General features: G+C 69.5%; 25 protein-coding genes. 19 read left to right on the top strand and 6 right to left on the bottom strand.

The window, feature by feature from the left end:
* Nucleotides 1-96 precede the first annotated feature (96 nt).
* On the top strand, nt 97-573 hold the full coding sequence (gene ruvX / locus J1C47_RS03705; RefSeq protein WP_207349368.1) for a Holliday junction resolvase RuvX: 477 nt from the start codon (nt 97-99) through the stop codon (nt 571-573).
* Here ruvX and J1C47_RS03700 read toward each other — a convergent pair.
* The 3 genes from J1C47_RS03700 to J1C47_RS03690 form a co-directional block, all read right to left on the bottom strand.
* Nucleotides 521-859: a DUF6105 family protein gene (locus J1C47_RS03700; RefSeq protein WP_207349367.1), complete on the bottom strand. Its 339-nt coding sequence runs from the start codon at nt 857-859 to the stop codon at nt 521-523. The two genes, ruvX and J1C47_RS03700, sit on opposite strands and share 53 nt — an antisense overlap.
* Nucleotides 859-1,329, bottom strand: a complete 471-nt coding sequence (locus tag J1C47_RS03695) for a hypothetical protein (RefSeq protein ID WP_207349366.1) — start codon at nt 1,327-1,329, stop codon at nt 859-861. Before J1C47_RS03695 ends, J1C47_RS03700 begins: the two co-directional genes overlap by 1 nt.
* 234 nt (nt 1,330-1,563) lie before the next feature.
* On the bottom strand, nt 1,564-3,264 hold the full coding sequence (locus J1C47_RS03690; RefSeq protein WP_207349365.1) for an acyl-CoA dehydrogenase family protein: 1,701 nt from the start codon (nt 3,262-3,264) through the stop codon (nt 1,564-1,566).
* A gap of 96 nt (nt 3,265-3,360) precedes the next feature.
* Here J1C47_RS03690 and J1C47_RS03685 point away from each other — a divergent pair, with 96 nt between their 5' ends.
* From J1C47_RS03685 to dprA, 4 genes are all read left to right on the top strand, one after another.
* Entirely contained in the window at nt 3,361-4,314 is a 954-nt protein-coding gene (locus J1C47_RS03685) for an aspartate carbamoyltransferase catalytic subunit (protein WP_207349364.1), read from the top strand.
* On the top strand, nt 4,311-5,618 hold the full coding sequence (locus J1C47_RS03680; protein ID WP_207349363.1) for a dihydroorotase: 1,308 nt from the start codon (nt 4,311-4,313) through the stop codon (nt 5,616-5,618). Before J1C47_RS03685 ends, J1C47_RS03680 begins: the two co-directional genes overlap by 4 nt.
* Before the next feature lie 104 nt (nt 5,619-5,722).
* Complete coding sequence (plsY, locus tag J1C47_RS03675; protein WP_425354534.1) at nt 5,723-6,334, top strand: glycerol-3-phosphate 1-O-acyltransferase PlsY; 612 nt, start codon at nt 5,723-5,725, stop codon at nt 6,332-6,334.
* Nucleotides 6,335-6,407: 73 nt separating this feature from the next.
* Complete coding sequence (gene dprA / locus J1C47_RS03670; RefSeq protein ID WP_207349454.1) at nt 6,408-7,544, top strand: DNA-processing protein DprA; 1,137 nt, start codon at nt 6,408-6,410, stop codon at nt 7,542-7,544.
* 57 nt (nt 7,545-7,601) lie between these two features.
* Here dprA and J1C47_RS03665 read toward each other — a convergent pair whose 3' ends face one another.
* A complete protein-coding gene (locus tag J1C47_RS03665; RefSeq protein WP_207349361.1) occupies nt 7,602-7,793 on the bottom strand; it encodes a hypothetical protein in 192 nt (63 codons plus the stop codon).
* Nucleotides 7,794-8,045: 252 nt separating this feature from the next.
* On the opposite strand from J1C47_RS03665, the gene topA reads away from it, so the two are divergent.
* From topA to rpmG, 6 genes are all read left to right on the top strand, one after another.
* The gene (gene topA / locus J1C47_RS03660) at nt 8,046-10,808 is read left to right on the top strand and encodes a type I DNA topoisomerase (RefSeq protein WP_207349360.1); all 2,763 of its coding nucleotides are present in this window, start codon (nt 8,046-8,048) and stop codon (nt 10,806-10,808) included.
* A 5-nt stretch (nt 10,809-10,813) separates the two neighbouring features.
* Nucleotides 10,814-13,096 (top strand): ribonuclease R, encoded by a 2,283-nt coding sequence (gene rnr / locus J1C47_RS03655; RefSeq protein ID WP_207349359.1) that lies wholly within the window; start codon nt 10,814-10,816, stop codon nt 13,094-13,096.
* Nucleotides 13,093-13,548, top strand: a complete 456-nt coding sequence (locus J1C47_RS03650; RefSeq protein ID WP_207349358.1) for a DUF983 domain-containing protein — start codon at nt 13,093-13,095, stop codon at nt 13,546-13,548. Before rnr ends, J1C47_RS03650 begins: the two co-directional genes overlap by 4 nt.
* Complete coding sequence (locus tag J1C47_RS03645; RefSeq protein ID WP_207349357.1) at nt 13,545-14,303, top strand: NUDIX hydrolase; 759 nt, start codon at nt 13,545-13,547, stop codon at nt 14,301-14,303. The genes J1C47_RS03650 and J1C47_RS03645 overlap by 4 nt, the downstream gene beginning before the upstream one ends.
* A gap of 143 nt (nt 14,304-14,446) precedes the next feature.
* A complete protein-coding gene (locus tag J1C47_RS03640) occupies nt 14,447-15,640 on the top strand; it encodes an MFS transporter (RefSeq protein WP_207349356.1) in 1,194 nt (397 codons plus the stop codon).
* 440 nt (nt 15,641-16,080) lie between these two features.
* Nucleotides 16,081-16,248 (top strand): 50S ribosomal protein L33, encoded by a 168-nt coding sequence (gene rpmG / locus J1C47_RS03635; protein ID WP_207349355.1) that lies wholly within the window; start codon nt 16,081-16,083, stop codon nt 16,246-16,248.
* A 215-nt stretch (nt 16,249-16,463) separates the two neighbouring features.
* Here rpmG and J1C47_RS03630 read toward each other — a convergent pair whose 3' ends face one another.
* Entirely contained in the window at nt 16,464-16,637 is a 174-nt protein-coding gene (locus J1C47_RS03630) for a YdcH family protein (protein ID WP_207349354.1), read from the bottom strand.
* A gap of 212 nt (nt 16,638-16,849) precedes the next feature.
* Between J1C47_RS03630 and J1C47_RS03625 the strand changes: the two genes are divergently transcribed.
* From J1C47_RS03625 to J1C47_RS03605, 5 genes are all read left to right on the top strand, one after another.
* Nucleotides 16,850-17,053 carry a YdcH family protein gene (locus tag J1C47_RS03625; RefSeq protein WP_207349353.1) on the top strand — a complete coding sequence of 68 codons (204 nt, stop codon included), beginning with the start codon at nt 16,850-16,852 and terminating at the stop codon, nt 17,051-17,053.
* Nucleotides 17,054-17,082: 29 nt separating this feature from the next.
* Nucleotides 17,083-17,547 carry a 5-(carboxyamino)imidazole ribonucleotide mutase gene (purE, locus tag J1C47_RS03620; RefSeq protein ID WP_207349453.1) on the top strand — a complete coding sequence of 155 codons (465 nt, stop codon included), beginning with the start codon at nt 17,083-17,085 and terminating at the stop codon, nt 17,545-17,547.
* Nucleotides 17,544-18,632: a 5-(carboxyamino)imidazole ribonucleotide synthase gene (locus tag J1C47_RS03615; protein ID WP_207349352.1), complete on the top strand. Its 1,089-nt coding sequence runs from the start codon at nt 17,544-17,546 to the stop codon at nt 18,630-18,632. The genes purE and J1C47_RS03615 overlap by 4 nt, the downstream gene beginning before the upstream one ends.
* Nucleotides 18,633-18,781: 149 nt before the next feature.
* Nucleotides 18,782-18,907: a type B 50S ribosomal protein L36 gene (ykgO, locus tag J1C47_RS03610; RefSeq protein ID WP_084411784.1), complete on the top strand. Its 126-nt coding sequence runs from the start codon at nt 18,782-18,784 to the stop codon at nt 18,905-18,907.
* Nucleotides 18,908-19,059: 152 nt separating this feature from the next.
* Nucleotides 19,060-19,836, top strand: a complete 777-nt coding sequence (locus J1C47_RS03605; protein ID WP_207349351.1) for a tetratricopeptide repeat protein — start codon at nt 19,060-19,062, stop codon at nt 19,834-19,836.
* Between the two features lie 155 nt (nt 19,837-19,991).
* Here the strand turns inward: J1C47_RS03605 and J1C47_RS23965 are convergent, their stop codons facing one another.
* On the bottom strand, nt 19,992-20,126 hold the full coding sequence (locus J1C47_RS23965; RefSeq protein ID WP_281065461.1) for a hypothetical protein: 135 nt from the start codon (nt 20,124-20,126) through the stop codon (nt 19,992-19,994).
* Between the two features lie 149 nt (nt 20,127-20,275).
* On the opposite strand from J1C47_RS23965, the gene J1C47_RS03600 reads away from it, so the two are divergent.
* The 3 genes from J1C47_RS03600 to proW all read left to right on the top strand — a co-directional run bounded on the left by J1C47_RS03600 (nt 20,276) and on the right by proW (nt 23,500).
* Nucleotides 20,276-20,767, top strand: coding sequence for a hypothetical protein (locus J1C47_RS03600; RefSeq protein WP_207349350.1), 492 nt, complete (start codon nt 20,276-20,278; stop codon nt 20,765-20,767).
* Nucleotides 20,768-21,018: 251 nt separating this feature from the next.
* A complete protein-coding gene (gene proV, locus J1C47_RS03595; RefSeq protein WP_245396329.1) occupies nt 21,019-22,224 on the top strand; it encodes a glycine betaine/L-proline ABC transporter ATP-binding protein ProV in 1,206 nt (401 codons plus the stop codon).
* A complete protein-coding gene (proW, locus tag J1C47_RS03590) occupies nt 22,217-23,500 on the top strand; it encodes a glycine betaine/L-proline ABC transporter permease ProW (protein WP_245396328.1) in 1,284 nt (427 codons plus the stop codon). The genes proV and proW overlap by 8 nt, the downstream gene beginning before the upstream one ends.
* Nucleotides 23,501-23,524: the final 24 nt, after the last annotated feature.

Genomic DNA, 23,524 nt, shown 5'->3' with positions numbered 1-23,524 from the left:
ATCCGCCCCGCCGTTTGCTTCGGCGGGGAAACCGTCAGGACCGGTAAGTGCTCGGCCGGCCGCGGGCGTCAAGCCGTGCCGCAGGGGTCGCGGTGAATGGCCGTCCTGTCGCTCGAAGCCTTCCTCGACGCCGTCGCCCCGGGCCTGCCGCTCGCCGGCCTCGACCTCGGCACCAAGACCGTCGGCCTCGCTCTGTCCGACCGGAGCTGGGGCTTCGCGACGCCGCGGCCGGTGATCCGCCGCCGCAAGTTCGGCCTCGACGCCGCCGCCCTGAAACAGGCGCTCGACGGGGAGCAGGTCGCCGGCCTCGTCATCGGCCTGCCGCTCAACATGGACGGCAGCGAGGGACCGCGTGCCCAGTCCTCGCGCGCCTTCATGCGCAACTACGCCGCCCTCGACCCGCGGCCGGCGCTGTTCTGGGACGAGCGGCTGTCGACCGTCGCGGCCGAACGGGCGATGATCGCGGCCGACGTCTCGCGGGCCAAGCGGGCGGAGCGGATCGATTCGGCCGCGGCCGCCTTCATTCTGCAGGGGGCGCTGGATCGGCTGGTGGCGCTGCGCGGCTCAGCCTGAGGGACGCCGCGAGGCCGGCGGCGAACGCCGCGACGGCGCGGCGATGGCGAAGCCCCAGGATCGCGAGGAGGATCGCCGTGTCGAGGAGGAAGCCCGATGCGACCATCGCCGGCAGCCGCTCCGGCGCGACGCCGAGAATGTGCCCGGCGACGAGAAACACGCCTTCCCGGAAGTCGCGCGAGAGATAGACGCTGCCGAGGCTCTGCCCGACATCGGCGGCGGAGAGTGTGTACCAGCATACGACCGCGACCGCCGGCGCCAGCCAGAGGGCGAGGACGCCGCGCATCAGCCGCGGTCCTGGTCGCCGTCCTTGCCCTCGTGCCGCCGGCGATCGGCGACGGCGGCGCGCTTGGCCTCCTCGATCTGCGACATCACCGCCTCGAAGACGGCGTCGCCCTCCGCGTCGCTGCGGTCGGCGACGACGTGGTCGAAGAGCAGCGCGGCGAAGCCGAGGGCGATGAACAGCGTCGCCAGCGGCCCGGTGCCGAAGAGCGCGATGGCCGCGGAGCCGGACAGAGCGAGCGCGGCGTAGAAGCCGAAGAGGGCGGAAAATGTCGCCGCGGCGAAGGGCTCGGCAAGGCGTTCCGACGTCTTGGCGAGCGACAGGATGCCGGCGATCGAGACGGCGAAGGCGATGGTCAGCGCCGCGAGGATCGCGGCAAGGCCGAGCAGCTCGCCCTCGGAGATGCGAATCGCCGGAAGCTGCGCCTCGGCGAAGAGCCGCGCCCCGTAGGAGCCGACGAGAAGCTCGGACAAGCCGGCCTCGTGGGCACAGCGCAGGGCCGAAACGCCGCAGAAGCCGGCCCAGCCCGATAATGCGAGGATCGAAGCGACCCGGTTCGTCACGCGTTGGCTCCGTCGCCATGATTAACGAAGTGTTAACGCGAGTGTCGCGCTTTGGTGGCGCAGCTTCAACCCGTTCCCGCAAACGTCGTTAACGGGCCCGGCGCCCGGGCGCTCCGCCGCGGTTCCGGAGCGATCGAACGCCGCTCAGCGCAGCGGCGGGTAGAGATCGTCGACGATCGCCCGGCAGTCGTGCCTCAGGTCCACCATGCCGTAGCTGTGGCTGAAGACGCCGCCGAGCCTCGTCTCGGCGAAGGCCGCGGCGATCGGTCCGAGGCCGAGCCGCCTGAGGCTCGCCGCCGCGGCGGCAAGGGCCAGCTGCTCGGCGAGGAGCCGGCAGGACCCCTCGTCGGAAGCCGCCATCGACACCGCCGCCCGCAGCACGCCGGGCGTGCCGCCGGCAATCTCGCCGAGGTCCCGCTCGATCGTCGTGATCACCGTGTCGAAGGCCTCGGGATCGCGCTTCATGACGCGCAGCAGGTCGAGGGCGACGACGTTGCCGGAGCCCTCCCAGATGGCGTTGACCGGCGCCTCGCGATAGGCCCGGGCGAGCCGCCCGTCCTCGACATAGCCGTTGCCGCCGAGGCATTCCATCGCCTCGTAGGCGAAGGCCGGGGCGATCTTGCACACCCAGTACTTCGTCACCGGCGTCATCACCCGCGCCCAGGCGCGGGCCTCCTCGCCCGCTTCCGCCGCGAAATCGTCTGCCGCGTCGCCCGCTGCCGCGGGGCCGCCGCCGACGCCGCAGCGGTCGAGCGTCTCGGCGAGGCGGAAGGCGAGGACCGTCGCGGCGGCGGAATCGATGGCGAGTTCGCCGAGGACGCGGACCATCTGCGGCTGGTCGATCAGCAGCTTGCCGAACACCTTGCGCTCGCGGCAATGGTGGACGGCCTCCGCCAGCGCGCCGCGCATCAGCCCCGCCGAGGCGAGAGCGCAGTCGACCCGCGTCAGCGTCACCATGTCGAGGATCGTCGCGATGCCCCGCCCCTCGGCGCCGACCGGCCTCGCCTCGGCCTCGACGAACTCGACCTCCGAGGAGGCGTTGGAGCGGTTCCCCAGCTTGTCCTTCAGCCGCTGCAGATAGAGACCGTTGAGTGAGCCGTCGGCCCGGCGCCGCGGCAGGAGGAAGCAGGTCGGCCCGGCGGCGGTCTGGGCGAGTAACAGGAAGGCGTCGCACATCGGCGCCGACATGAACCACTTATGGCCGGTGACGGCGAAGGTCCCGTCGCCGCGCGGCACGGCCCGCGTCGTGTTGGCGCGGACGTCGGTGCCGCCCTGCTTTTCGGTCATGCCCATGCCGAGGGTGACGCCGGCCTTCTCCGACGCCGGCTTGATGCCGGGATCGTATTGCCGCGAGGCGATCAGCGGCAGCAGCCCGTCGCGGAGCGCGGGCGCCGCGGCCAGTGCGGCAAGCGCCGCGGAGGTCATGGTGACCGGGCAGAGATGCCCGCATTCGACGCCGGCCGTCATGTAGAAGCGCGCCGCCCGCGCAAGGTGGCGGATGCCGGCCTCCGCCGCCGGCCCGTCCCAGATCGAGGCGGCGAGGCCCTCGGCGATCGAGCGGCGCATCAGCGCGTGATAGGCCGGGTGGAAGTCGACCATCTCCAGCCGGTGGCCCTTCTCGTCGAATCGCCTGAGGCTCGGCGTTTCGAGATTGGCGAGCCGGGCGAGGTCGTGCGCCTCGTGCGAGCCGCAGAACCGGCCATGCTGGTCGAGCGACAGGATCACCTCGTCGCCGAAGCCCGCCGAAAGCACCTTCAGCAGCGGATCGGAGCGATAGGCGTTGAAGCCGGCGAATTCCGAGGACTGGTTGAACACCTCGTTTGCGGCGGGAAGCGCTTCGGGCATCTCTCCCTCCTCCTGATGCGACGGCCGGGCTGATGCGGTGGCCGGGCGCGAATTTCTTGCCGCGCCTTCCGACACCCCTTATAGCCCTCGCTCGATATGATCGCACCCGCTCCCCGCCCCGAGACCCCGCCCCGCCATCTCCTCGGCATCGCCGGACTTTCGCCCGTGGAGATCGGCGAGTTCCTCGATCTCGCCGAGGCCGAGGTCGCCGTCTCGCGGCAGACCGAGAAGAAGAAGTCGGTCCTGAAGGGTCGCACCCAGATCAACCTCTTCTTCGAGGCCTCGACGCGCACGCAGGCCTCCTTCGAGCTCGCCGGAAAGCGGCTCGGCGCCGACGTGATGAACATGTCGGTGGCGAGTTCCTCGGTGAAGAAGGGCGAGACGCTGATCGACACGGCGATGACGCTGAACGCCATGCAGCCGGATCTCCTCGTCGTGCGCCATCATTCGGCCGGGGCCGTCGCGCTGCTCGCCCAGAAGGTCGCCTGCTCGGTGGTCAACGCCGGCGACGGCGCCCACGAGCATCCGACGCAGGCGCTGCTCGACGCCCTGACCATCCGTCGCCGCAAGGGCCGCATCGCGCGGCTCGTCGTCGCGATCTGCGGCGACGTCCTGCACAGCCGCGTCGCCCGCTCCAACATCCTCCTCCTCAACGCCCTCGGCGCCGAGGTCCGGGTCGTCGCCCCCTCGACGCTGCTGCCGAGCGGCATCGACAAGATGGGCGTCACGGTCTTCCGGCGCATGGAGGACGGGCTGAAGGGCGCCGACGTGGTGATGATGCTTCGCCTGCAGCGCGAGCGCATGGAGGGCGCCTTCGTGCCGTCGGTGCGCGAATATTTCCGCTATTTCGGCCTCGACGCCCAGAAGCTCGCCCATGCCAGGCCCGACGCGCTGGTGATGCATCCCGGCCCGATGAACCGCGGCGTCGAGATCGCCTCCGAGATCGCCGACGGGCCGGCGAGCGTCATCGAGGAGCAGGTGGAGATGGGCGTCGCCGTCCGCATGGCGGTTTTGGAAAAGCTCATCGGCGCATCGGGAGACCCGGCATGAGCGCCGCCGGCGAACGGCCGCTCGTCGTCGAACGGGCGAGGATCGTCGATCCCGCGCGCGGGCTCGACGCCGTCGGCACGGTGGTCGCCCGTGACGGCCGCATCGCGGCGGCCGGGCCGGAGGCGCTGAACCAGGGCCGGCCCGAAGGGGCAGACGTCGTCGACGGCACGGGCCTCACCGTCATTCCCGGCCTCGTCGACGCCCGCGTCTTCATCGGCGAGCCGGGCGGCGAACATCGCGAGACCATCGCTTCCGCTTCCGATGCTGCGGCCGCCGGCGGCGTCACCTCGATCCTGACGATGCCGGACACCAATCCGGTGATCGACGACGTGGCGATCGCCGAATTCGTCATGCGGACGGCCCGCGACACCGCCCGCGTCAACGTCTTTCCGGCCGCGGCGCTGACGAAAGGCCTCGCCGGCAGGGAGATGACCGAGATCGGCCTTCTCGCCGGCGCCGGCGTCAGGGCCTTTACCGAGGGCCGCAAGACCCTGTCGGACCCGGCGCTGCTCCGGCGCATCATGACCTATGCCCGCGACTTCGGCGCCGTCGTCATGCACGAGACGCAGGATGCGGCGCTCACCGGCAGGGGCGTGATGAACGAGGGGCTCTACGCCTCCTGGCTGGGGCTTCCGGGGATTCCTGGCGAAGCGGAGATCATCCCGCTTGAGCGCGACCTCCGCCTCGCGGCGCTGACCGGCTGCCGCTATCACGCCGCCGAGATCTCGCTCGGCGAATCGGCCCGCGTCGTCGCCGCCGCCAAGGCCCGCGGTCTCGCCGTCAGCGCCGGCGTCTCGATCAACCACCTGTCGCTGAACGAGAACGACGTCGGCCAGTACCGCACCTTCTTCCGCCTCTCCCCGCCGCTGCGGCGCGAGGAGGACCGGCTGGCGATGGTCGAGGCGCTGGCGGACGGCACGATCGACGTCATCGTCTCCTCCCACGATCCGCAGGACGCCGACGACAAGCGCCGCCCCTTCGCCGAGGCCGAGCCCGGCGCCATCGGCCTCGAGACCCTGCTGTCGGCGGCCCTGCGGCTGCATCATTCCGGGGCGGTGCCGCTGATGCGGCTGATCGAGGCGATGACCAGCGCCCCGGCGGCGCTGCTCGGCATCGATCGCGGCACGCTGAAGCCCGGCGCCCCGGCCGACCTCGCCATCGTCGACCTCGACCGGCCGTTTCTCTTCACCGAGGACCGGATCCGCTCGCGGTCGAAGAATTCGGCCTTCGAGAACGCCCGCTTCGCCGGCGAGGTCTTGCGGACGGTCGTCTCGGGCCGCACAGTCTACGCCGCGAAGGACTAGCCGGCGGCGTCCGACCGCCGCCCGCGCCGGACGCGGCCCTGGCGCCGCTGTCGCGGACCCATGAATTTCGCGGACGAACGAATGTTTGAGGAGGGGAAATCTTGCTGGACGGTGCGTCCCTCGATCTCGGCTGGGCGGTCGTCTGCCTCGTCGCCGGCTATGTCTGCGGGTCGATCCCCTTCGGCCTCGTCTTCGGCTATCTGTTCGGCCTCGGCGACATCCGCAAGATTGGCTCGGGCAACATCGGCGCGACCAACGCGCTGAGGACCGGCAACAAGGTGATGGCCGGGCTGACGCTCGCCGGCGACATTTTGAAAGGAACCGTCCCGGTCGCCGTCGCGCTCTTCGAGCTCGGCCCCTTCTACGCGGCCGTCGCCGGCGTCGGGGCGTTTCTCGGCCACGTCTTCCCGGTCTGGCTGCGCTTCAGGGGCGGCAAGGGCGTCGCGACCTATCTCGGCATCCTGCTCGGCATCGCGCCGCTCGGCGTCGTCGTCTTCGCCATCGCCTGGCTGTCGATCGCCTACCTCACCCGCTACTCCTCGCTCGCCGCGCTGGTCGCGACGCTGCTCGTGCCGATCGCCTATTTCTTCCTCGGCTATCCGGCGGCGGCGCTTCTGACCACGATCCTGACGGTGCTCGTCTATCTGCGCCATCACGCCAACATCCGGCGGCTGATCGGCGGGACCGAGCCGAAGATCGGCGCGAACAAGGCATGACCCCGCGCCGGCGCCGCAGGGGTCCTGCCGCGGCCGGCGGGACCGGAGCAGGCCGTGCCGCCCCGGGGGCCGGATCGTGAGCCTGCCGGCCGCGCCGCGGCGGGGCGTCGTCCTCACCGAGGACATGCGGCTCTCCTGGCTGCGGCTCAGCCGCAGCGAGAATGTCGGCCCCGTCACCTTCCGCGAACTCATCAACCGCTTCGGCAGCGCCTCCGCGGCACTTCAGGCGCTTCCCGATCTCGCCGCCCGCGGCGGCCGCCGCATCGTCGTCTGCAGCGAGGCCGCCGCCGCCGAGGAGATGGCCCGGGCGAACAAGCTCGGCGCGCGCTTCGTCTGCCGGGGCGAGCCCGACTATCCGCAGCATCTCGCCCGCGTCGAGAGCGCGCCGCCGGTGCTTGCGCTGATGGGCGCTGCCGACTGTCTCCATCGCCCGTCCCTCGGCATCGTCGGCGCGCGCAACGCCTCCCTCTCCGGCGTCAAACTGACGCGGCTGTTCGCGACCGGCGTCGGAAAGGCGGGATATGTCGTCGTCTCCGGCCTCGCGCGGGGGATCGACGCGGCGGCACACGACGCGGCGCTCGCCACCGGCACGGTCGGCGTCTTCGCCGGCGGCCTCGACCACCCCTATCCGACGGAGAACCGCGCGCTGATGCGCCGGATCCTCGACGAAGGCGGCGCGCTCCTTTCGGAAATGCCCTTCGGCTGGACGCCGCGGGCGATCGACTTTCCCCGCCGCAACCGCATCGTCGCCGGGCTCTCCCTCGGCCTTCTCGTCGTCGAGGCTGCGATGCGCTCGGGCTCGCTGATCAGCGCCAGGCTTGCCGGCGAGTTCGGCCGGCTGGTCTTCGCGGTCCCCGGCTCGCCGCTCGATCCGCGGGCGGCGGGCACCAACAGGCTGATTCGCGACGGCGCCATCCTCGCCTGCGAGCCGGCGGACGTCCTCGAAGCGCTCGCCCCGCTCGCCGGGGACGGCACGCGGGGCGACGATCCGACGCTCTTCGAGCCGGCGGCCGACGGGCCTCTCGAAGAGCCCTCGAAGGACGAGCGCGAGCGCGTCGTCGAGGCTCTCGGGCCGACGCCGGTGACGATCGAGGAGATCATCGCCCATACCGGCGTTCCGACCGGCATCGTGCAGCTCGTCCTGCTCGAACTCGACCTCGCGGGCCGGCTCGAACGCCACCCGGGCGGCATGGTCTCGCTGCTCCTGTGAGTTGTCCGGCCCCGTGCCGCCCCTGCCCGGCCCGCCAAAGACGCGGCGGCTCGTCGGTCAGCGTGAACCGCCTGGATCCTCGGCGGCGCGCGCCGACAGCCGATTCTCCGCCTCCAGCCGTGCCATGTCGAGAAAATAGTGGAGGAGATCGCCGCGCTCGACGCCGGCCACACGCTTAAGTTGCTCCAACATGTCCGAGACATATTTGAGATTATCCCGCGTCTCAGCTTGATTTTCGGTCATGGCCATTCCAAACCCCGATGAACGCAGGAGTCGAAAGCGATGTCGGCAGCACTTCCCTCGCCGCCGCGCGCCTTCTATCTAAAGAGTTCTTATATGCAAACTCTCTCAATGGTTGCAACCAACCGGAGGACGAAGGCGCGTCGGACTTGACCGTTTCCGCCTGACTGTCCATCTGACGCATGCTCTGGGCCGGGCTTGGCCGCAAATTCGCGCAAGCCGGGCCCGATCTGCCAAGACCAGCCGCGGACAGGGGACCGAATGGACGTCGTCATCGTCGAATCGCCGGCCAAAGCGAAGACGATCAACAAATATCTCGGCAGCGGCTACAAGGTCATTGCTTCCTACGGACACGTTCGCGACCTGCCGCCGAAGGACGGCTCGGTGAGGCCGGACGAAGATTTTGCCATGAGCTGGGAGGTCGGAAAGCCGTCCCAGAAGCGCCTCAGCGAGATCGCCCAGGCGGTGAAGGGGGCCGACGCGCTGGTCCTCGCGACCGACCCCGACCGCGAGGGCGAGGCGATTTCCTGGCACGTGCTCGAGGTGCTGCGGCAGAAGAAGGCGATCGGCAAGAAGCCGGTGAGCCGCGTCGTCTTCAACGCCATCACCAAGAAGGCCGTGCTCGACGCCATGGCCAATCCGCGGCAGATCGACGAGCCGCTGGTCGACGCCTATCTGGCGCGCCGCGCCCTCGACTATCTCGTCGGCTTCACGCTCTCGCCGGTGCTGTGGCGCAAGCTGCCCGGCGCCCGCTCGGCGGGCCGCGTCCAGTCGGTGGCGCTGCGCCTCGTCTGCGACCGCGAAGCCGAGATCGAGCGCTTCGTCCCGGAAGAGTACTGGTCGATCGTCGCGCATCTCGCCACCGAGCGGAAGGAAGCCTTCGACGCGCGGCTCACCGCCTTCGACGGCGAGAAGATCCAGCGCCTCACGGTCAAGAACGGCGACGTCGCCGGCACCATCAAGCGGATGCTCGACGCGTCGACCTTCGCCGTCGAGAGCGTCGAGGCGAAGCCGACGCGCCGCAATCCCGGCCCGCCTTTCACCACCTCGACGCTGCAGCAGGCGGCCTCCGCCAAGCTCGGCTTCTCCGCCTCGCGCACCATGCAGGTGGCGCAGCGGCTCTACGAGGGCATCGACCTCGGCGGCGAGACGGTCGGCCTCATCACCTACATGCGGACCGACGGCGTGCAGATGGCGCCGGAGGCGATCGACGGCGCGCGCAAGGCGATCGGCTCGGACTTCGGGGCGCGCTACGTGCCGGAGAAGCCGCGCTTCTATTCGACCAAGGCGAAGAACGCCCAGGAGGCCCACGAGGCGATCCGCCCCACCGATTTCTCCCGCTCGCCGCAGAGCGTCAAGCGCTTCCTCGACCCGGACCAGTTCCGCCTCTACGACATGGTCTGGAAGCGCGGCATCGCCAGCCAGATGGCCTCAGCCGAGATCGAGCGGACCACCGTCGACATCCAGGCCAGGGGCGACGGCAAGACGGCGATGCTGAGGGCGACCGGCCAGGTGGTGAAGTTCGACGGCTTCCTCGCCGCCTATGTCGACCACCGCGACGATTCCAAGTCGGCAAGCGATTCGGACGAGGAGGGCGACGACGCCCGTCTGCCGCAGATGGCGGCGAAGGAAAGCGTGACGCGCCGCTCGATCGACGCCGACCAGCACTTCACCGAGCCGCCGCCGCGCTACTCGGAAGCCTCGCTCATCAAGAAGATGGAGGAGCTCGGCATCGGCCGGCCGTCGACCTATGCCGCGACGCTGCAGACCCTGCAGGACCGCGAATACATCGTCGTCGACAAGAAGAAGCTGCTGCCCGAGGCGAAGGGCCGGCTGGTCATCGCCTTCCTGCACAATTTCTTCGAGCGCTACGTCGAATACGACTTCACCGCCGACCTCGAGGAGAAGCTCGACAAGATCTCGGCGGGCGAACTTTCCTGGAAGGACGTACTCCGCGACTTCTGGCGCGACTTCTCCGACCATGTCGAAGGCACCAAGGAGCTGCGCGTCTCCGACGTCCTCGACGCGCTGAACGAGGAGCTGGCGCCGCTGGTCTTTCCGCCCAGGGAGGACGGGACGGAGCCGCGCGCCTGCCCGCGCTGCGGCGACGGCAAGCTGTCGCTGAAGCTCGGCAAGTTCGGCGCTTTCGTCGGCTGCTCGAACTATCCCGAGTGCAACTATACCCGCCAGCTCGGCACGAGCTTTTCCGCCGACGCCGCGGATGCCGAGACCGCCGAGGGGCCGAAGGAGCTCGGCACCGATCCCGAGACAGGCGAGCCGGTGACGCTGCGCTCGGGCCGCTTCGGGCCTTACGTCCAGCGCGGCGAAGGCGGCAAGGAAGCCAAGCGCTCGTCGCTGCCGAAGGGCTGGGAGCCGGCCGACATCGACCTCGAAAAGGCGCTGCGGCTCTTGTCGTTGCCGCGCGAGGTCGGCACCCATCCCGAGGACGGCAAGCCGATCCTCGCCGGGCTCGGGCGCTACGGTCCGTTCCTCCAGCATGACGGGATGTACGCCAATCTCGACTCGATCGAGGACGTCTTCGAGGTCGGCCTCAACCGCGCCGTCTCAGTGATCGCCGAAAAGAAGGAGAAGGGCCGCGGCGCGAGGGCCAAGCCCGCGGCGATCGCGACGCTCGGCGAGCACCCGACGCTCGGCGGCGAGATCACCGTGCGCGACGGCCGCTTCGGGCCCTACGTCAACACCGGCAAGATCAACGCGACGCTGCCGAAGGGCAAGGATCCCGCCTCAGTCACGCTCGAAGAGGCGATCCAGCTTCTGACCGAGCGGGCGGAAAAGACCGGGGCGAAAGGCGCCGGCGGCAAGAAGAAGGCAGCGACCGCCAAGAAGCCGGCCGCCAACGGCAAGGCCGCCGAGGCGAAGGGCGACAAGAAGCCCGCCAAGGCCGGCGCGGCCGGGAAGTCCGGCAGCGCCTCCCAGGCCTCCGGGTCGAAGGCGGGCACGGCGGCAAAGCGCGGCAAGGTCGCGGCGGAAGCCTCCGACACCGTTCCCTGGGACGCGGACTGACGGGCATGGCGAGGCGACGCGACGATCGGCAGGATGCGCCGGCGCTCAGCCGCGAGGCGGTCCTGCGTTTCGTCGCCGACAATCCCGGCCGGGCCTCCAAGCGCGAGATCGCCAAGGCCTTCGGGGTGAAGGGCGACGAGCGCGTCGCCCTGAAGACGCTGCTCGCCGAACTCCAGGCGGAAGGCGTCATCTCCGGCGACCGCCGGCGTTTCAAGACCCCCGGCGCGCTGCCGCCGGTCGGCGTCTTCGAGATCCGCCGCCGCGGCGAGGAGGGCGAGCTGCTCGGCGAGCCGGTGACCTGGGATCGGGCCGAGGACGGCGAACCCCCGGCGCTGCCCGTCCGTCTCGATCGCGCCAAGGGCGCCCCCCCCGGCGTCGGCGAGCGCATTCTCGCACGCGTCGTCGATCCGGCGGCAGACGGCGGCGGCGAGGCCGGCAGGCACCTGACGGTCATCCGCGTTCTGGAAAAGCGCCGCAGCCTCGCCCTCGGCGTATTCCGGGCGATGCCGGGCGGCGGCGGCAGGGTGGAGCCGGTCGAGCGCAGGCAGCTCGAATATGCCGTCGCACCCGGCGACACCAGGGACGCCCGGGACGGCGACCTCGTCGAGGTCGAGGCCGGTCCGCGCCGGCGTATCGGCTTGGCCGTGGGGAGCGTCGTCGAGGTCATCGGCTCGGTCAATTCGGAAAAGGCGATCTCATCGATCGCCCTTCATGCCCACGGCATCCCGCACGTCTTTCCGAAGGCGGTGCTCGAAGAGGCCGAGCATGCCGGGCCCGCCGGCATGAAGGACCGCGAGGATTGGCGGAGCCTTCCCCTCGTCACCATCGACCCGGCCGACGCCAAGGATCACGACGACGCTGTCCACGCGGCACCGGACGAGGACCCGGCCAATCCCGGCGGCTTCGTCGTCACCGTCGCGATCGCCGACGTTTCCTGGTACGTGCGGCCGGCCTCGAAGCTCGACAACGAGGCGCGCCTTCGGGGCAATTCAGTCTATTTCCCCGACCGGGTCGTGCCGATGCTGCCCGAGCGCATCTCCAACGACCTCTGCTCGCTGAAGGAAGGCGTCGACCGCCCTGCCCTCGCCGTGCGCCTCGTCGTCGACGCCAATGGCGACAAGCGCCGCCACGACTTCCACCGCATCATGATGAAAAGCCGTGCGAAGCTCGCCTACGAGCAGGCCCAGGCGGCGATCGACGGCAGCGCGGACGCGGTGGCGCCTCAGATCCTCGACACCGTACTGAAGCCGCTCTGGCAGGCCTATCGGCTGGTTCGCATGGCCCGCGAGCGGCGCCAGCCGCTGGAGCTCGATCTGCCGGAGCGCAAGCTGCGGCTCGACGCCGCGGGGCGCGTCGAGGAGGTCGTCGTGCCGCAGCGGCTCGACGCCCACCGGCTGATCGAGGAGTTCATGATCCTCGCCAACGTCGCCGCGGCCGAGGCGCTCGAGAAGAAGCGCCAGCAGCTCATCTACCGCGCCCACGACGCGCCCTCGCTGTCGAAGCTCGAGGGTCTGCGCGAATTCCTGAAGAGCCTCGACATCTCGCTCGCCAAGGCCGGCTCGCTGCGTCCGTCGCATTTCAACCAGATCCTGTCGCGGGTGAAGGGCGGCGAGAACGAGCAGCTGGTCAACGAGGTGGTGCTGCGCTCGCAGAGCCAGGCGCTCTACACGCCCGAAAATCTCGGCCATTTCGGCCTCAACCTCTCGCGTTACGCGCATTTCACCTCGCCGATCCGCCGCTATGCCGATCTCGTCGTCCACCGGGCGCTGGTGACGGCGTTGTCGCTCGGCGAAGGCGGCCTGTCGAAGGAGGACGAGGAGCTTCTCGCCGAGACCGCCGAGGAGATCTCGCGGGCCGAGCGCCGCGCCATGGCGGCCGAGCGCGACACCGTCGACCGGCTGATCGCCCATCACCTCTCGGAGCGCATCGGCGAGAGTTTCGACGGCCGCATCGGCGGCGTCACCAAGGCCGGCCTCTTCGTCCAGCTGCCGACCTACGGCGCCGACGGCTTCGTGCCGATCTCCACCCTCGGCAACGAATATTTCCACTATGACGAGGGCGCCCACAGCCTCGTCGGCGAGCGCTCCGGCCAGGGCTACCGGCTTGGCGACACGGTTTCGGTCCGGCTCGTCGAGGCGCAGCCGCTCGCCGGTTCGCTGCAGTTCGAGATGCTCACCGAGCCGCGGAAGCTGCCCGGCACGACCGGCTCGTTCCACAAGTCGCGGCGGCGCGGAGCGGCCAAGGGGCGGGACCGCAACGTCGCGTCCAAGGTGAGGAGACGGCGATGAACGAAGCCGGCCGGCCGCCCCTGCCGCCGACGCCGTCGCCCGCCGACTGGCGCCCGGCCACTCCCCGTCCGCTGGGGACGGCCTTGTGGCGCGGCCTGCGCGGCCGCTGTCCGCGCTGCGGCGAGGGACGCCTCTTCGGGTCGTTTTTGAAATCCGTGGAGGCCTGCGAAGAATGCGGCCTCGAAGTCCACCATCACCGTGCCGACGATCTGCCTCCCTACCTCACCGTCTTCATCGTCGGCCACCTCGTCGTCGCCGGCTTCATGGCGAGCGAGGAGCTGGTAGAACTTTCCATGTGGCAGCATCTCGCCATCTGGGTGCCGGTCACCATTCTGCTCAGCCTCGTGCTCCTGCAGCCGCTGAAGGGCGCGACCATCGGCCTGCAATGGGCCCTCGGCCTCGGCGGCTTCTCCGGCATGCCGGAAGCCGAGACCGGGGAGAGCCCCGGTTGATTGGCGACGGGCGGCTCGACGCCCTCGAGGCCGAGCGCCGTGCCGTCCAGGCGAAGGCCGGCGAGACCGCCGCGACCATGGTTCGCGATGCGGCGACCCTCGCCATCGTCGACCGGTCCCGGGACGAACCGCGCTTCCTGATGGGACTCAGGGGCCCGGGGCACGTCTTCATGGCCAACCGCTTCGTCTTTCCCGGCGGTGCGGTCGAGCCCGGCGACCTCGACGGCGCCGGATCCGTCGTGCTTGCCGAAGCCGTCGCGGCGCGGCTGACCGGCGACGTCCCGGCGGGGTTTGCGCCGCGTGACGCGGCCGCCCTCGTCCTCGCGGCGATCCGCGAGACCCATGAGGAGACCGGACTTTTCGTCGCACGCCCGCAGGCGCCGCCGCCTGCCCTTCCCGGCGGCTTCGCGGCCTTTTCCGAACGCGGCCTCGCCCCGGCCTTCGATTGGCTGGTGCCCGTCGCCCGGGCGATCACGCCGGAGGGAGCGCCGCGCCGCTACGATACCCGTTTCTTCGTCGTCGACGCCGCGCGGCTCGGCCCGGCCGAGGAGCGATTCGCCCCGCCGACCGACGAGTTCGCGGAGATCTCATGGGTGGGAGCCGGCGACCTTGCCGGGCGCTCGGTGGCGCCGATCACCCGCACGGTGCTCGACGCGATTCTGGCGCGGCTCGCCGACGGGTCCTGGCTTGACGCCTCCCGACCGATGCCCTTCTACCGCGTGGTCGACGGGCGGTTCCGCCATGACCTCATCTGAATCGGCGCTGCGTCTTGACCTTCGCGTGACGCCGCCACATCCCGCTGACGGAGCCGGCGCGCGGCTCGCAGACCCAGCAAGCCGAAGCGTCGCCTGCTGCGCGCCGCCGGCCGGTTCGAAGAGACGACAGCGGGGATAGCGTTTTGGATCGATCGACCGCGGACGACATCGTCGCCGAAGCCGAGGCGGAGCTCGAATCCGTCGACTGGCTGTCGGCCTCGGCCGCCATCGCCTCGATCAGCGCCGTCGGCATCGCCCTCGGTCTCGGCTTGCCGCTCCTGTCGGTCATCCTCGAGCGCCGCGGCATCTCGGCCTCGCTGATCGGCGCCAATTCGGCGGTCGCCGGCCTCGCCTCGCTGGCCGCCGCGCCGCTGGTGACGCCGATCGCCCAAAGGATCGGCGTCCGGGTGTCGATGCTGGCGGCGATCGTCGTCGCCGGCCTCTCGGCGATCGGCTTCTACGTCTTCACGCCGTTCTGGACGTGGTTTCCGCTGCGCCTGACCTTCCACTTCTCGATCACCGCGCTCTTCGTCCTGTCCGAATTCTGGATCAACGCGGCGGCGCCGCCCGGCAAGCGCGGCCTCGTCCTCGGCATCTACGCGACGGTGCTGTCGCTCGGCTTCGCCCTCGGTCCGTGGATCTTCTCCAAGGTCGGCAGCCAGGGTTTTGCGCCCTTCGGCATCGGCGCCGGCGTTATCTTCCTCTCGGCGATCCCGCTGTTCTTCGCCTGGAGCCGCGAGCCGGCGATCTCCAAGGACCGGCGCAAGGGCTCGTTCTGGCGCTATGTCTATGCCGTGCCGACGGCGACGGGCGCGGTGCTGATCTTCGGGGCCGTCGAATCGGGGGGCTTCACCCTCTTCCCGGTATTCGGCGAACGCGTCGGGTTCTCCGAAGCCGCGGCGGCCCAGCTGCTCACCGCCGTCGGCATCGGCAACGTCCTGATGCAGATCCCGATCGGCATCCTGTCGGACCGCGTGAAGGACCGCCGGACCCTGCTCGCCATCTGCGCCGGCGTCGGCCTCCTCGGCACGCTGTGCCTGCCCGTCCTCGTCGAGGACTGGTGGCTGATGGCCGGCGTCCTGTTCCTCTGGGGCGGCGTCGTCGCCGGGCTCTACACCGTCGGCCTCGCCCATCTCGGCTCGCGGCTGCCGCCGTCCGAGCTCGCCGACGCCAATGCCGCCTTCATCTTCTGCTATTCCGCCGGCATGCTCGTCGGGCCGCAGGCCATCGGCACCGCGATGGACCTCTTCGGCCCTCACGGCTTCGCCTGGTCGCTGGCGTTCTTCTTCGCCGTCTATCTGGCGCTCGCCGTCGGCCGGCTGGTCGCTGCGCGGTAGAGCATGATCCCGAAAAGTGGGAACCGGCTTTCGCAAGAGATCATGCGGAAGCAGGAAGATAGGACGGGAGGATGAGCGACGCTCATTTCGTCCCGCTCTGATTGTCCATCGCCGTCGCTCTGGCCCCACGGCTGCGCAAGCGACGCGGAGGCGGCTCCGTCGGGCAGTCGCCCGAAGGCAGGCACCATCGGCGCCTCTTCGATCCCCCCGCCGCGGCTTCGCGGGATTGCCCGGGCGATGTCGCGATGCTCTTGACACAAGACCGGCCATGGCTATTGTCCGGCCCGAATTTGCCGGCGCCGCGCGACGGCCCGTCTGCTATGGCGGGCGGCGACGCGGCGGCTTCATCCGGCGAGGTTCCCATCGGCGCAGGCCAGCGGTCGATTGCGGGAGGTTCTCCGCCCGGGATCGTTCCTGCGTAGCATCAATCGAGGAAGACCATGGCCAAGGCGACCACCATCAAGATCAAGCTGCTCTCCACCGCGGACACCGGCTTTTTCTACGTCACGCGGAAAAACTCGCGGACGATGACCGACAAGATGAACAAGACCAAGTACGACCCGATCGCGCGCAAGCACGTCGAGTTCCGCGAGACCAAGATCAAGTGATCCCGTCGCGGGCCGCCGGTTCGGCCTGCCGCTGATCTGAACAATCTTGACGGCCGCGGCGGGCGATCCCTGCCGCGGCCGTCCTGCGTTTCGGCTGCATGCCGCGCTTCGCCATGGCCCGGACACCCCTGCCCCCCGAAACGAAAAAAGGCGCCCGCGCGGGCGCCCTGTCGTCCGGGCGCGGCTTGCGCCACGCCCGGCGATGGTTCGATGGCTCAGTGCTCGCGGCGCAGCCTTTCGATCTCCTCCTTCAGTCGCAGCTTCCTGCGCTTCATCTCCTTGATCTCCGCATCGCTCATGGCTGGCTTGGAGGCCATGGCTACCGCGATCTCCTGATCGAGGGCAGAATGGCGCTGCTCCAGCGTCGTGATATGCGTGTTCAAGGACATAGGCATCTCCCTTCGAGAGTTGGGTCCGGCACGCCAGACTTGAGCCGTGACTGAAACCCGGCGAGCGTGTCATAAAACTTTGGTACTGTCGAACGAGGAGACAAGATTCCGCCCCGTCATCCGGCCGGGCGGTTTACAAATTCTGACGGTGTGGCAAGAGCTTCGCTGTGCCCCTTGCGGGGGCCGCGACGATGTGTCTCGAAAGGAAGTCGATGGGGGAACAGGAGCAGGCGGCGCTGCGGCTCGAAGTGGCGCGGCTGCGGCAGGAACACGCCGATTTCGACGCGGCCGTCAATGCGATGGAGGCGACGGGCTGCGACAGGCTGCGCGTCCAGCGCATGAAGAAGAAGAAGCTCGCCATCAAGGACCGGCTGCAGGACCTCGAGGACCAGATCATTCCGGACATCATCGCGTGACCAGCGAAAGCCCCCCCGTCGCGATCATCATGGGCAGCCAGTCGGACTGGCCGGTGATGAAGAACGCCGCCGACGTGCTCGACCGGCTGGAGATCGGCTACGAGGCGAAGATCGTCTCGGCCCACCGCACGCCCGAGCGGCTCTATCGCTTCGCGTCGGGCGCGCGCGAGGCCGGCTTCAAGGTGATCATCGCCGGCGCCGGCGGGGCCGCGCATCTTCCCGGCATGACGGCGGCGATGACGCCGCTGCCGGTGTTCGGCGTGCCGGTCGAGAGCCGGGCGCTCTCCGGCAAGGACAGCCTCCTGTCCATCGTGCAGATGCCAGCCGGCGTGCCGGTCGGCACGCTGGCGATCGGTCGCTCCGGCGCCATCAATGCCGGGCTTCTCGCCGCCGCCGTGCTGGCGCTGGGCGACCCGGCGCTCGCCGCGCGGCTCGATGCCTGGCGCGCCGAACAGACCGCAGCCGTTGCGGAAACCCCGAGGGACGAGACGTGACAGGCTTTCCGCTTCAGCCCGGCGCCACCATCGGCATCGTCGGCGGCGGCCAGCTCGGCCGGATGCTGGCGCTCGCCGCCGCCCGCTTCGGCTACCGGATCGCCGTGCTCGATCCGGCCGCCGACTGCCCCGCGTCCCAGGTGGCGAACGAGATGGTCGTCGGGCCCTATGGCGACGAGGCCGCGATGCGCCGCCTCGCCGGCCTCTCGGACGTCGTCACCTACGAATTCGAGAACGTCGCGGTCGAGCCGATCCGCAAGGCGCTCGGCGACACGCCGCTGTCGCCGCCGGCCGAGGCGCTGGAAGTCTCCCAGGACCGCGTCGTCGAGAAGGCGTTTCTCAACGGCATCGGCGTCGCCACCGCCGAATGGCGGGCGATCGACGCGGCCGAGGAACTCGCCCATGCCCTGCTGGATCTCGGCGGCGACTGCATCCTGAAAACCCGCCGCTTCGGCTATGACGGCAAGGGCCAGGCGCGGATCAGCGCGCAGACGACCTTCAGCGACGCCTTCGAAGCGATCGGCAGCGCCCCTGCGATCCTCGAAAAGCGCGTGCCCTTCGCCTTCGAACTGTCGGTGATCGCCGCCCGCGGCCGCGACGGGTCGGTCGCCGCCTACGATCCCGCCGAGAACGTCCACACCCTCGGCATCCTGAAGACCTCGACCGTCCCGGGACGCATTCCGCCGGAGATCGCCGACGCGGCAAAGGCCGTGGCGGGCCAGATCCTCACCCGCCTCGCCTATGTCGGGGTGATCGGCGTCGAGTTCTTCGTGGGAAATGACGGCACGCTCCTCGTCAACGAGATCGCGCCGCGCGTCCACAATTCCGGCCACTGGACCGAAGCAGGATGCCTGGTGTCGCAGTTCGAGCAGCATGTAAGGGCGATCGCCGGCCTGCCGCTCGGCCCGACTGCGCGGCATTTCGACTGCGTCATGGAGAATCTCGTCGGCGATGAGGTCCGCCGCTTCGACGCGCTCGTCGCCGAGCCGGCGACGATGGTGCATCTCTACGGCAAGGCGGAGACCCGCAGCGGCCGCAAGATGGGGCACGTCACCCGCGTCGCGCCGCTCTCGAAACCGCTCTGAGCCTTGATTGTCCGGCGCATCCGATTGACATCGGCGGGTCTTCTGGCTATCTCGCTGCCATCATCGAGACGCACCCGCATCGGGCGCTGCTCAAACTGTGCGGCGGAACGGAAGGACCCGATCGTCGCGACGATCGATCCGGTGAAGTCATGAAGATCAAGAACTCGCTCAAGGCCCTCAAGTCCCGCCATCGCGCCAACCGCATGGTTCGCCGCAAGGGCCGCATCTACATCATCAACAAGGAAGCGCCGCGCTTCAAGGCCCGCCAGGGCTGAGGCGCCGCCGCGGGCGACAAACGCAGCTCGCGCCTTGCTGTCGAACGACCCGCCCGCTGGCACCGCCCGGGCGGGTTTTCGCGTTGGATGATTTCTGCTGCTCACGACATCGTCGAATTGACAGCGGACCGGCGATCGCCGAACCTTGGGCGATGCGGCTTTTCACTTCCTGTTCCCTGATCCTCGCGCTCGCCACCGTCACGCCCGGCCCGTCGATGGCGCAGGTCACGCCGCCGGCGACGGGCGGGCCCGCCGAAGACGCGGCCCCCCCGCGAGATCCCGGCACCGGCGGCGACAATGCGCCGATGATCGTGCCGCCGCCGGACGAATCGCCGGAGACGGCGCCGGACGCCTTCGGCAGCCCGCCCGTCGCGGATGACGACAGCCTCGACGCACCGGCGGGAGAGACCACCGGCCCCGCCTCCGCCGAAAAGCCCGACGAAACGCGCGAAGCGAAGATCGACCGCCTGTTCGCCGAGCTGAAGAAGCAGCGCGACGCCACCGAAGCCGCCCGGATCGCGGGGCGCATCGAGCGCGAATGGCGCCGCTCCGGCAGCGCCACCATCGACCTTCTGATGCAGCGCGCCGCCAAGGCCATGGCCGACAAGAACGATGCCGCGGCGATGGACGAGCTCGACCAGACGCTGGTGCTCGCCCCCGACTATGCCGAGGCGTGGAACCGCCGTGCGACGCTGAACTTCACCATGGACCGCTGGGGCAAGTCGCTCGCCGACATCGAGCAGACGCTGGCGCGCGAACCGCGCCACTGGGGCGCGCTGATGGGCCTTGCGATGATTCTCGAGCGGCTCGACGAGAAGCAGAAGGCCTACGACACCTATCTGAAGGTGCTGGCGGTCTATCCCTCGCTGAAATCCGCCCAGGATGCCGCCGCACGCCTCGCCGACGACCTGACCGGCCCGGCCATCTGAGAGGCCGGCGGCCTCGCGGAACCGGCCTGTCTCGCCTTCGAGACGTGTACCGTCCCGGATCGAGCGGCGGTCGGCGGCGCTTGCGTGCCGCCATGCCGACCGGGGCGGTCCATCTGCGTCCCCGGGCGATCGGCGCCGCGTGCAGCCCTGGAAGATCAAAGCGTCGTCATCTTGGCCCCCGAGCCGGGATCCATGCCAAATCCCTGGCGCTCGAGCGACGGATCGATCCGACGTCGTTGCATCATCCGGTCCGATTGGCGCGCGAGCGTCATCCCGACATGCTCGGCCATTCCCGAGCCGTGACATCGGCAAGTCGTTGGCCGGCCAAACGCCCTTAATGTTTTCGTAATCTCTCGATCCGGAACGATGATCGCCGGTCCGGATTGGCCTTTCAGAGTGTCGCGGATGTAGTGACACAGAAACGATTGGAGGAATTTCTATGAAAAAGACGATTCTCGCCACCACCATTCTCGCCTTTGCCGCGGCTCCGGCGCTTGCCGCCAGCGGCGACGCCTCGTCGACCACGACGACGGACCAGACCAAGATGAACGATCAGTCGACCATGTCCGACAGCGGCTCCTCCGGCACGACCGGAAGCGATACCGCCGGCATGAGCAAGATGTCGGCCGCGGACATGGTGGCTTCGCAGAAGAAGGTTCTGAAGGCGCTGAAGTCCGCCGGCTACAAGGACGCCTCGATCATGGACGCCGCCTATCTCGTCGGCGCGACCACGCCCGACGGCGACAAGGTGGTGATGATGATCGACACCAGCGGCCGCGTCATGGGCGCCCAGCGCCAGGGCAAGTCGTCCGGCAAGACCGGTTCCGCCGGCACGACGGGCAACGGCATGTCGACCGGCAGCACCGAGAACGACATGTCGACCGGCAGCACCTCGGACGATGCGAGCGGCGGCAGCACCTCGTCGCAGTGATCTGACAGGATCACAGGGTCGACGCTCCCGACGAGCGCCGACGACGATCCGGCGCGGACCCCCGCGCCGGATTTTTCGTGCCCGGACCGGGCAAAAATGCATAGCCCGCTGCGATGGATTGCCTCGAAAGTAACGTTTTCGGCCCCGACGAGACTCGACAGCACGGCCATAATTGGCTAGCTACCCCCCATGATATTCCCAGATTGCAGAGAATTCCGCCGCATCGCATCCACGATTACGAGGCCGACGGTTTGAGTGAAACGAACGCGCTGACGGTTCGCAATCTCTTCAAGGTGTTTGGCGATCGACCGCAAGAGGCGATCGAACTCTACAGGTCGGGCAAGGACAAGGACCAGATATTCGCCGAGACGGGCATGATGCTTGGCGTCTCGGATGCTTCCTTTGCCGTCCGCGAGGGCGAGATCTTCGTCGTCATGGGCCTGTCCGGTTCGGGCAAGTCGACGCTGGTGCGGATGCTGAACCGGCTGATCACGCCGTCCGCCGGCGAGATCGTCGTGAAGGACGCCGACATCGCCAGGATGTCCGACAAGGAATTGATGGAGTTCCGGCGCCGCCACGTCTCGATGGTGTTCCAGTCCTTCGCCCTCCTGCCGCACCTCACCGTCCTGCAGAACGCCGCCTTCGGCCTCGAACTGTCCGGCGTCGACGTCGCGACCCGCGAGAAGCGGGCCAACGAGGCGCTGGAGCAGGTCGGGCTCGCCCCCTATGGCGGCGCCTATCCCAACGAGCTCTCCGGCGGCATGCAGCAGCGCGTCGGCCTCGCCCGGGCTTTGGCCAACGACCCGTCGATCCTCCTGATGGACGAGGCGTTCAGCGCCCTCGACCCGCTGATCCGCACCGAGATGCAGGACGAGCTCTTGGCGCTCCAGGCCGAGCAGCGGCGGACCATCGTCTTCATCTCCCACGATCTCGACGAGGCCATGCGCATCGGCGACCGGATCGCCATCATGGAGGGCGGCCGCGTCGTCCAGGTCGGCACGCCCGACGAGATCCTCAACGATCCCGCCGACGACTACGTCCGCTCCTTCTTCCGCGGCGTCGACGTCAGCAACGTGCTGACCGCGCGCGACGTCGCCGCCAAGAAGCAGGTCACCGTCTGCGAGCGCGACGGCAATCTGCGCGGCGCGCTGCAGCGCATCGCCGAGGCGGATCGCGACTACGCCTATGTCGTCGACGGGCGCCAGGCCTTTCACGGCGTCGTCTCGGCCGCTTCGCTGGAGACGGCGCTGAAACGGGGCGAGACGACGATCCAGACCGCCTTCCTCGAGAACGTCGCGCCGCTCAAGGCCGAGGCGACGATCGGCGAGATCATCACGCCCGTCGCCGAGGCTCCCTGCGGCCTGCCCGTGGTCGACAAGGAGGGGCGCTATCTCGGCGTCGTCTCGCGAAGCCGGCTGCTGCGGGCCCTCGACCGTGCGGAGGCTGCCCATGACTGACCCGATCACGCTTCAGAATTCCGGCGGCGCGGCGGCCGAAGGCGGCGACCACCTCTTGATGGCCCAGAACGCCAATCCCTGGGCGTCGGGCGCCGATACCGGCTCGGCCGACGCTGCCGGCGCTGCGGCGGGCGGCGCTTCAAACGCCGCATCTTCCGCCCCCGACGCAGCCCCGGCGGCCGCCAATCCCTGGGGCGGCGGCGGCGCTCCGGCGGGGGCCGACGGGGCGGCAAGCGCCGGCGCGACCGGCGGCGCCGGCGATGCCGCGGGCTCGCCCGACTGGCTCTCCAACATCGCGCCGGCGCCGGAACGGCATTTCGACCCGCTGCATCCCTTCGACCATTCCGTCATTCCCCTGCAGAGCTGGGTGGAGCACTTCCTGAACTGGGTGGTCTATCATTTCCGCCCGGTGTTCCAGGCGATCCGCTGGCCGATCGACGGCGTCCTTTCGGGGGTCGACGCGTTCCTGCTCGGAACGCCGGAACTGTTGATGCTGTGCTTCATCGGCCTGCTCGCCTGGCAGCTCGCCGGGCCGCGGCTCGCGATCGGGGCGGTCGCCGCAATGACCTTCGTCGGCCTCGTCGGCGCCTGGCCGCAGGCGATGGTGACGCTGTCGCTCGTCATCACCGCGGTGTTCTTCTGTGCCGTGGTCGGCCTGCCGCTCGGCATCTGGGTCGCCCGCAACGACCGCGTCGCGCGCGTCGTGCGCCCGATCCTCGACGCCATGCAGACGACGCCGGCCTTCGTCTATCTCGTGCCGATCGTCATGCTGTTCGGCATCGGCAACGTGCCGGGCGTCGTCGTGACGATCATCTTCGCCCTGCCGCCGCTGGTGCGCCTGACCAATCTCGGCATCCGCCAGGTGCCGTCGGATCTCATCGAGGCGGCGCGCGCCTTCGGATCGTCTGACCGGCAGCTCCTCTACAAGGTGCAGCTGCCGATCGCCATGCCGACCATCATGGCCGGGCTGAACCAGACGCTGATGCTCGCGCTCTCGATGGTGGTCATCGCCTCGATGATCGCCGTCGGCGGTCTCGGCCAGATGGTGCTGCGCGGCATCGGCCGCCTCGACATGGGCCTCGCCACCGTCGGCGGCATCGGCATCGTCATCCTGGCGATCATCATCGACCGGATGACGCAGTCCCTCGGCGTCTCGCGCCGCGAGCGCGGCAACGTCGCCTGGCACGCGACCGGCCCCGTCGGCCTCGTCAGGCGGCTTCTCGGCCGCGGCGATACGGGCGACGCCAAGACTTCGGGCCGGCCCCGCGCCGCCTGATGCCGGCGGCGGCAAGGCGCTGCG

Source organism: Jiella sonneratiae (assembly GCF_017353515.1).
GTDB lineage: Bacteria > Pseudomonadota > Alphaproteobacteria > Rhizobiales > Rhizobiaceae > Jiella > Jiella sonneratiae.
Note: the sequence above shows the minus strand (reverse complement) of the source record. Positions and strands in the feature narration are given on the sequence as shown.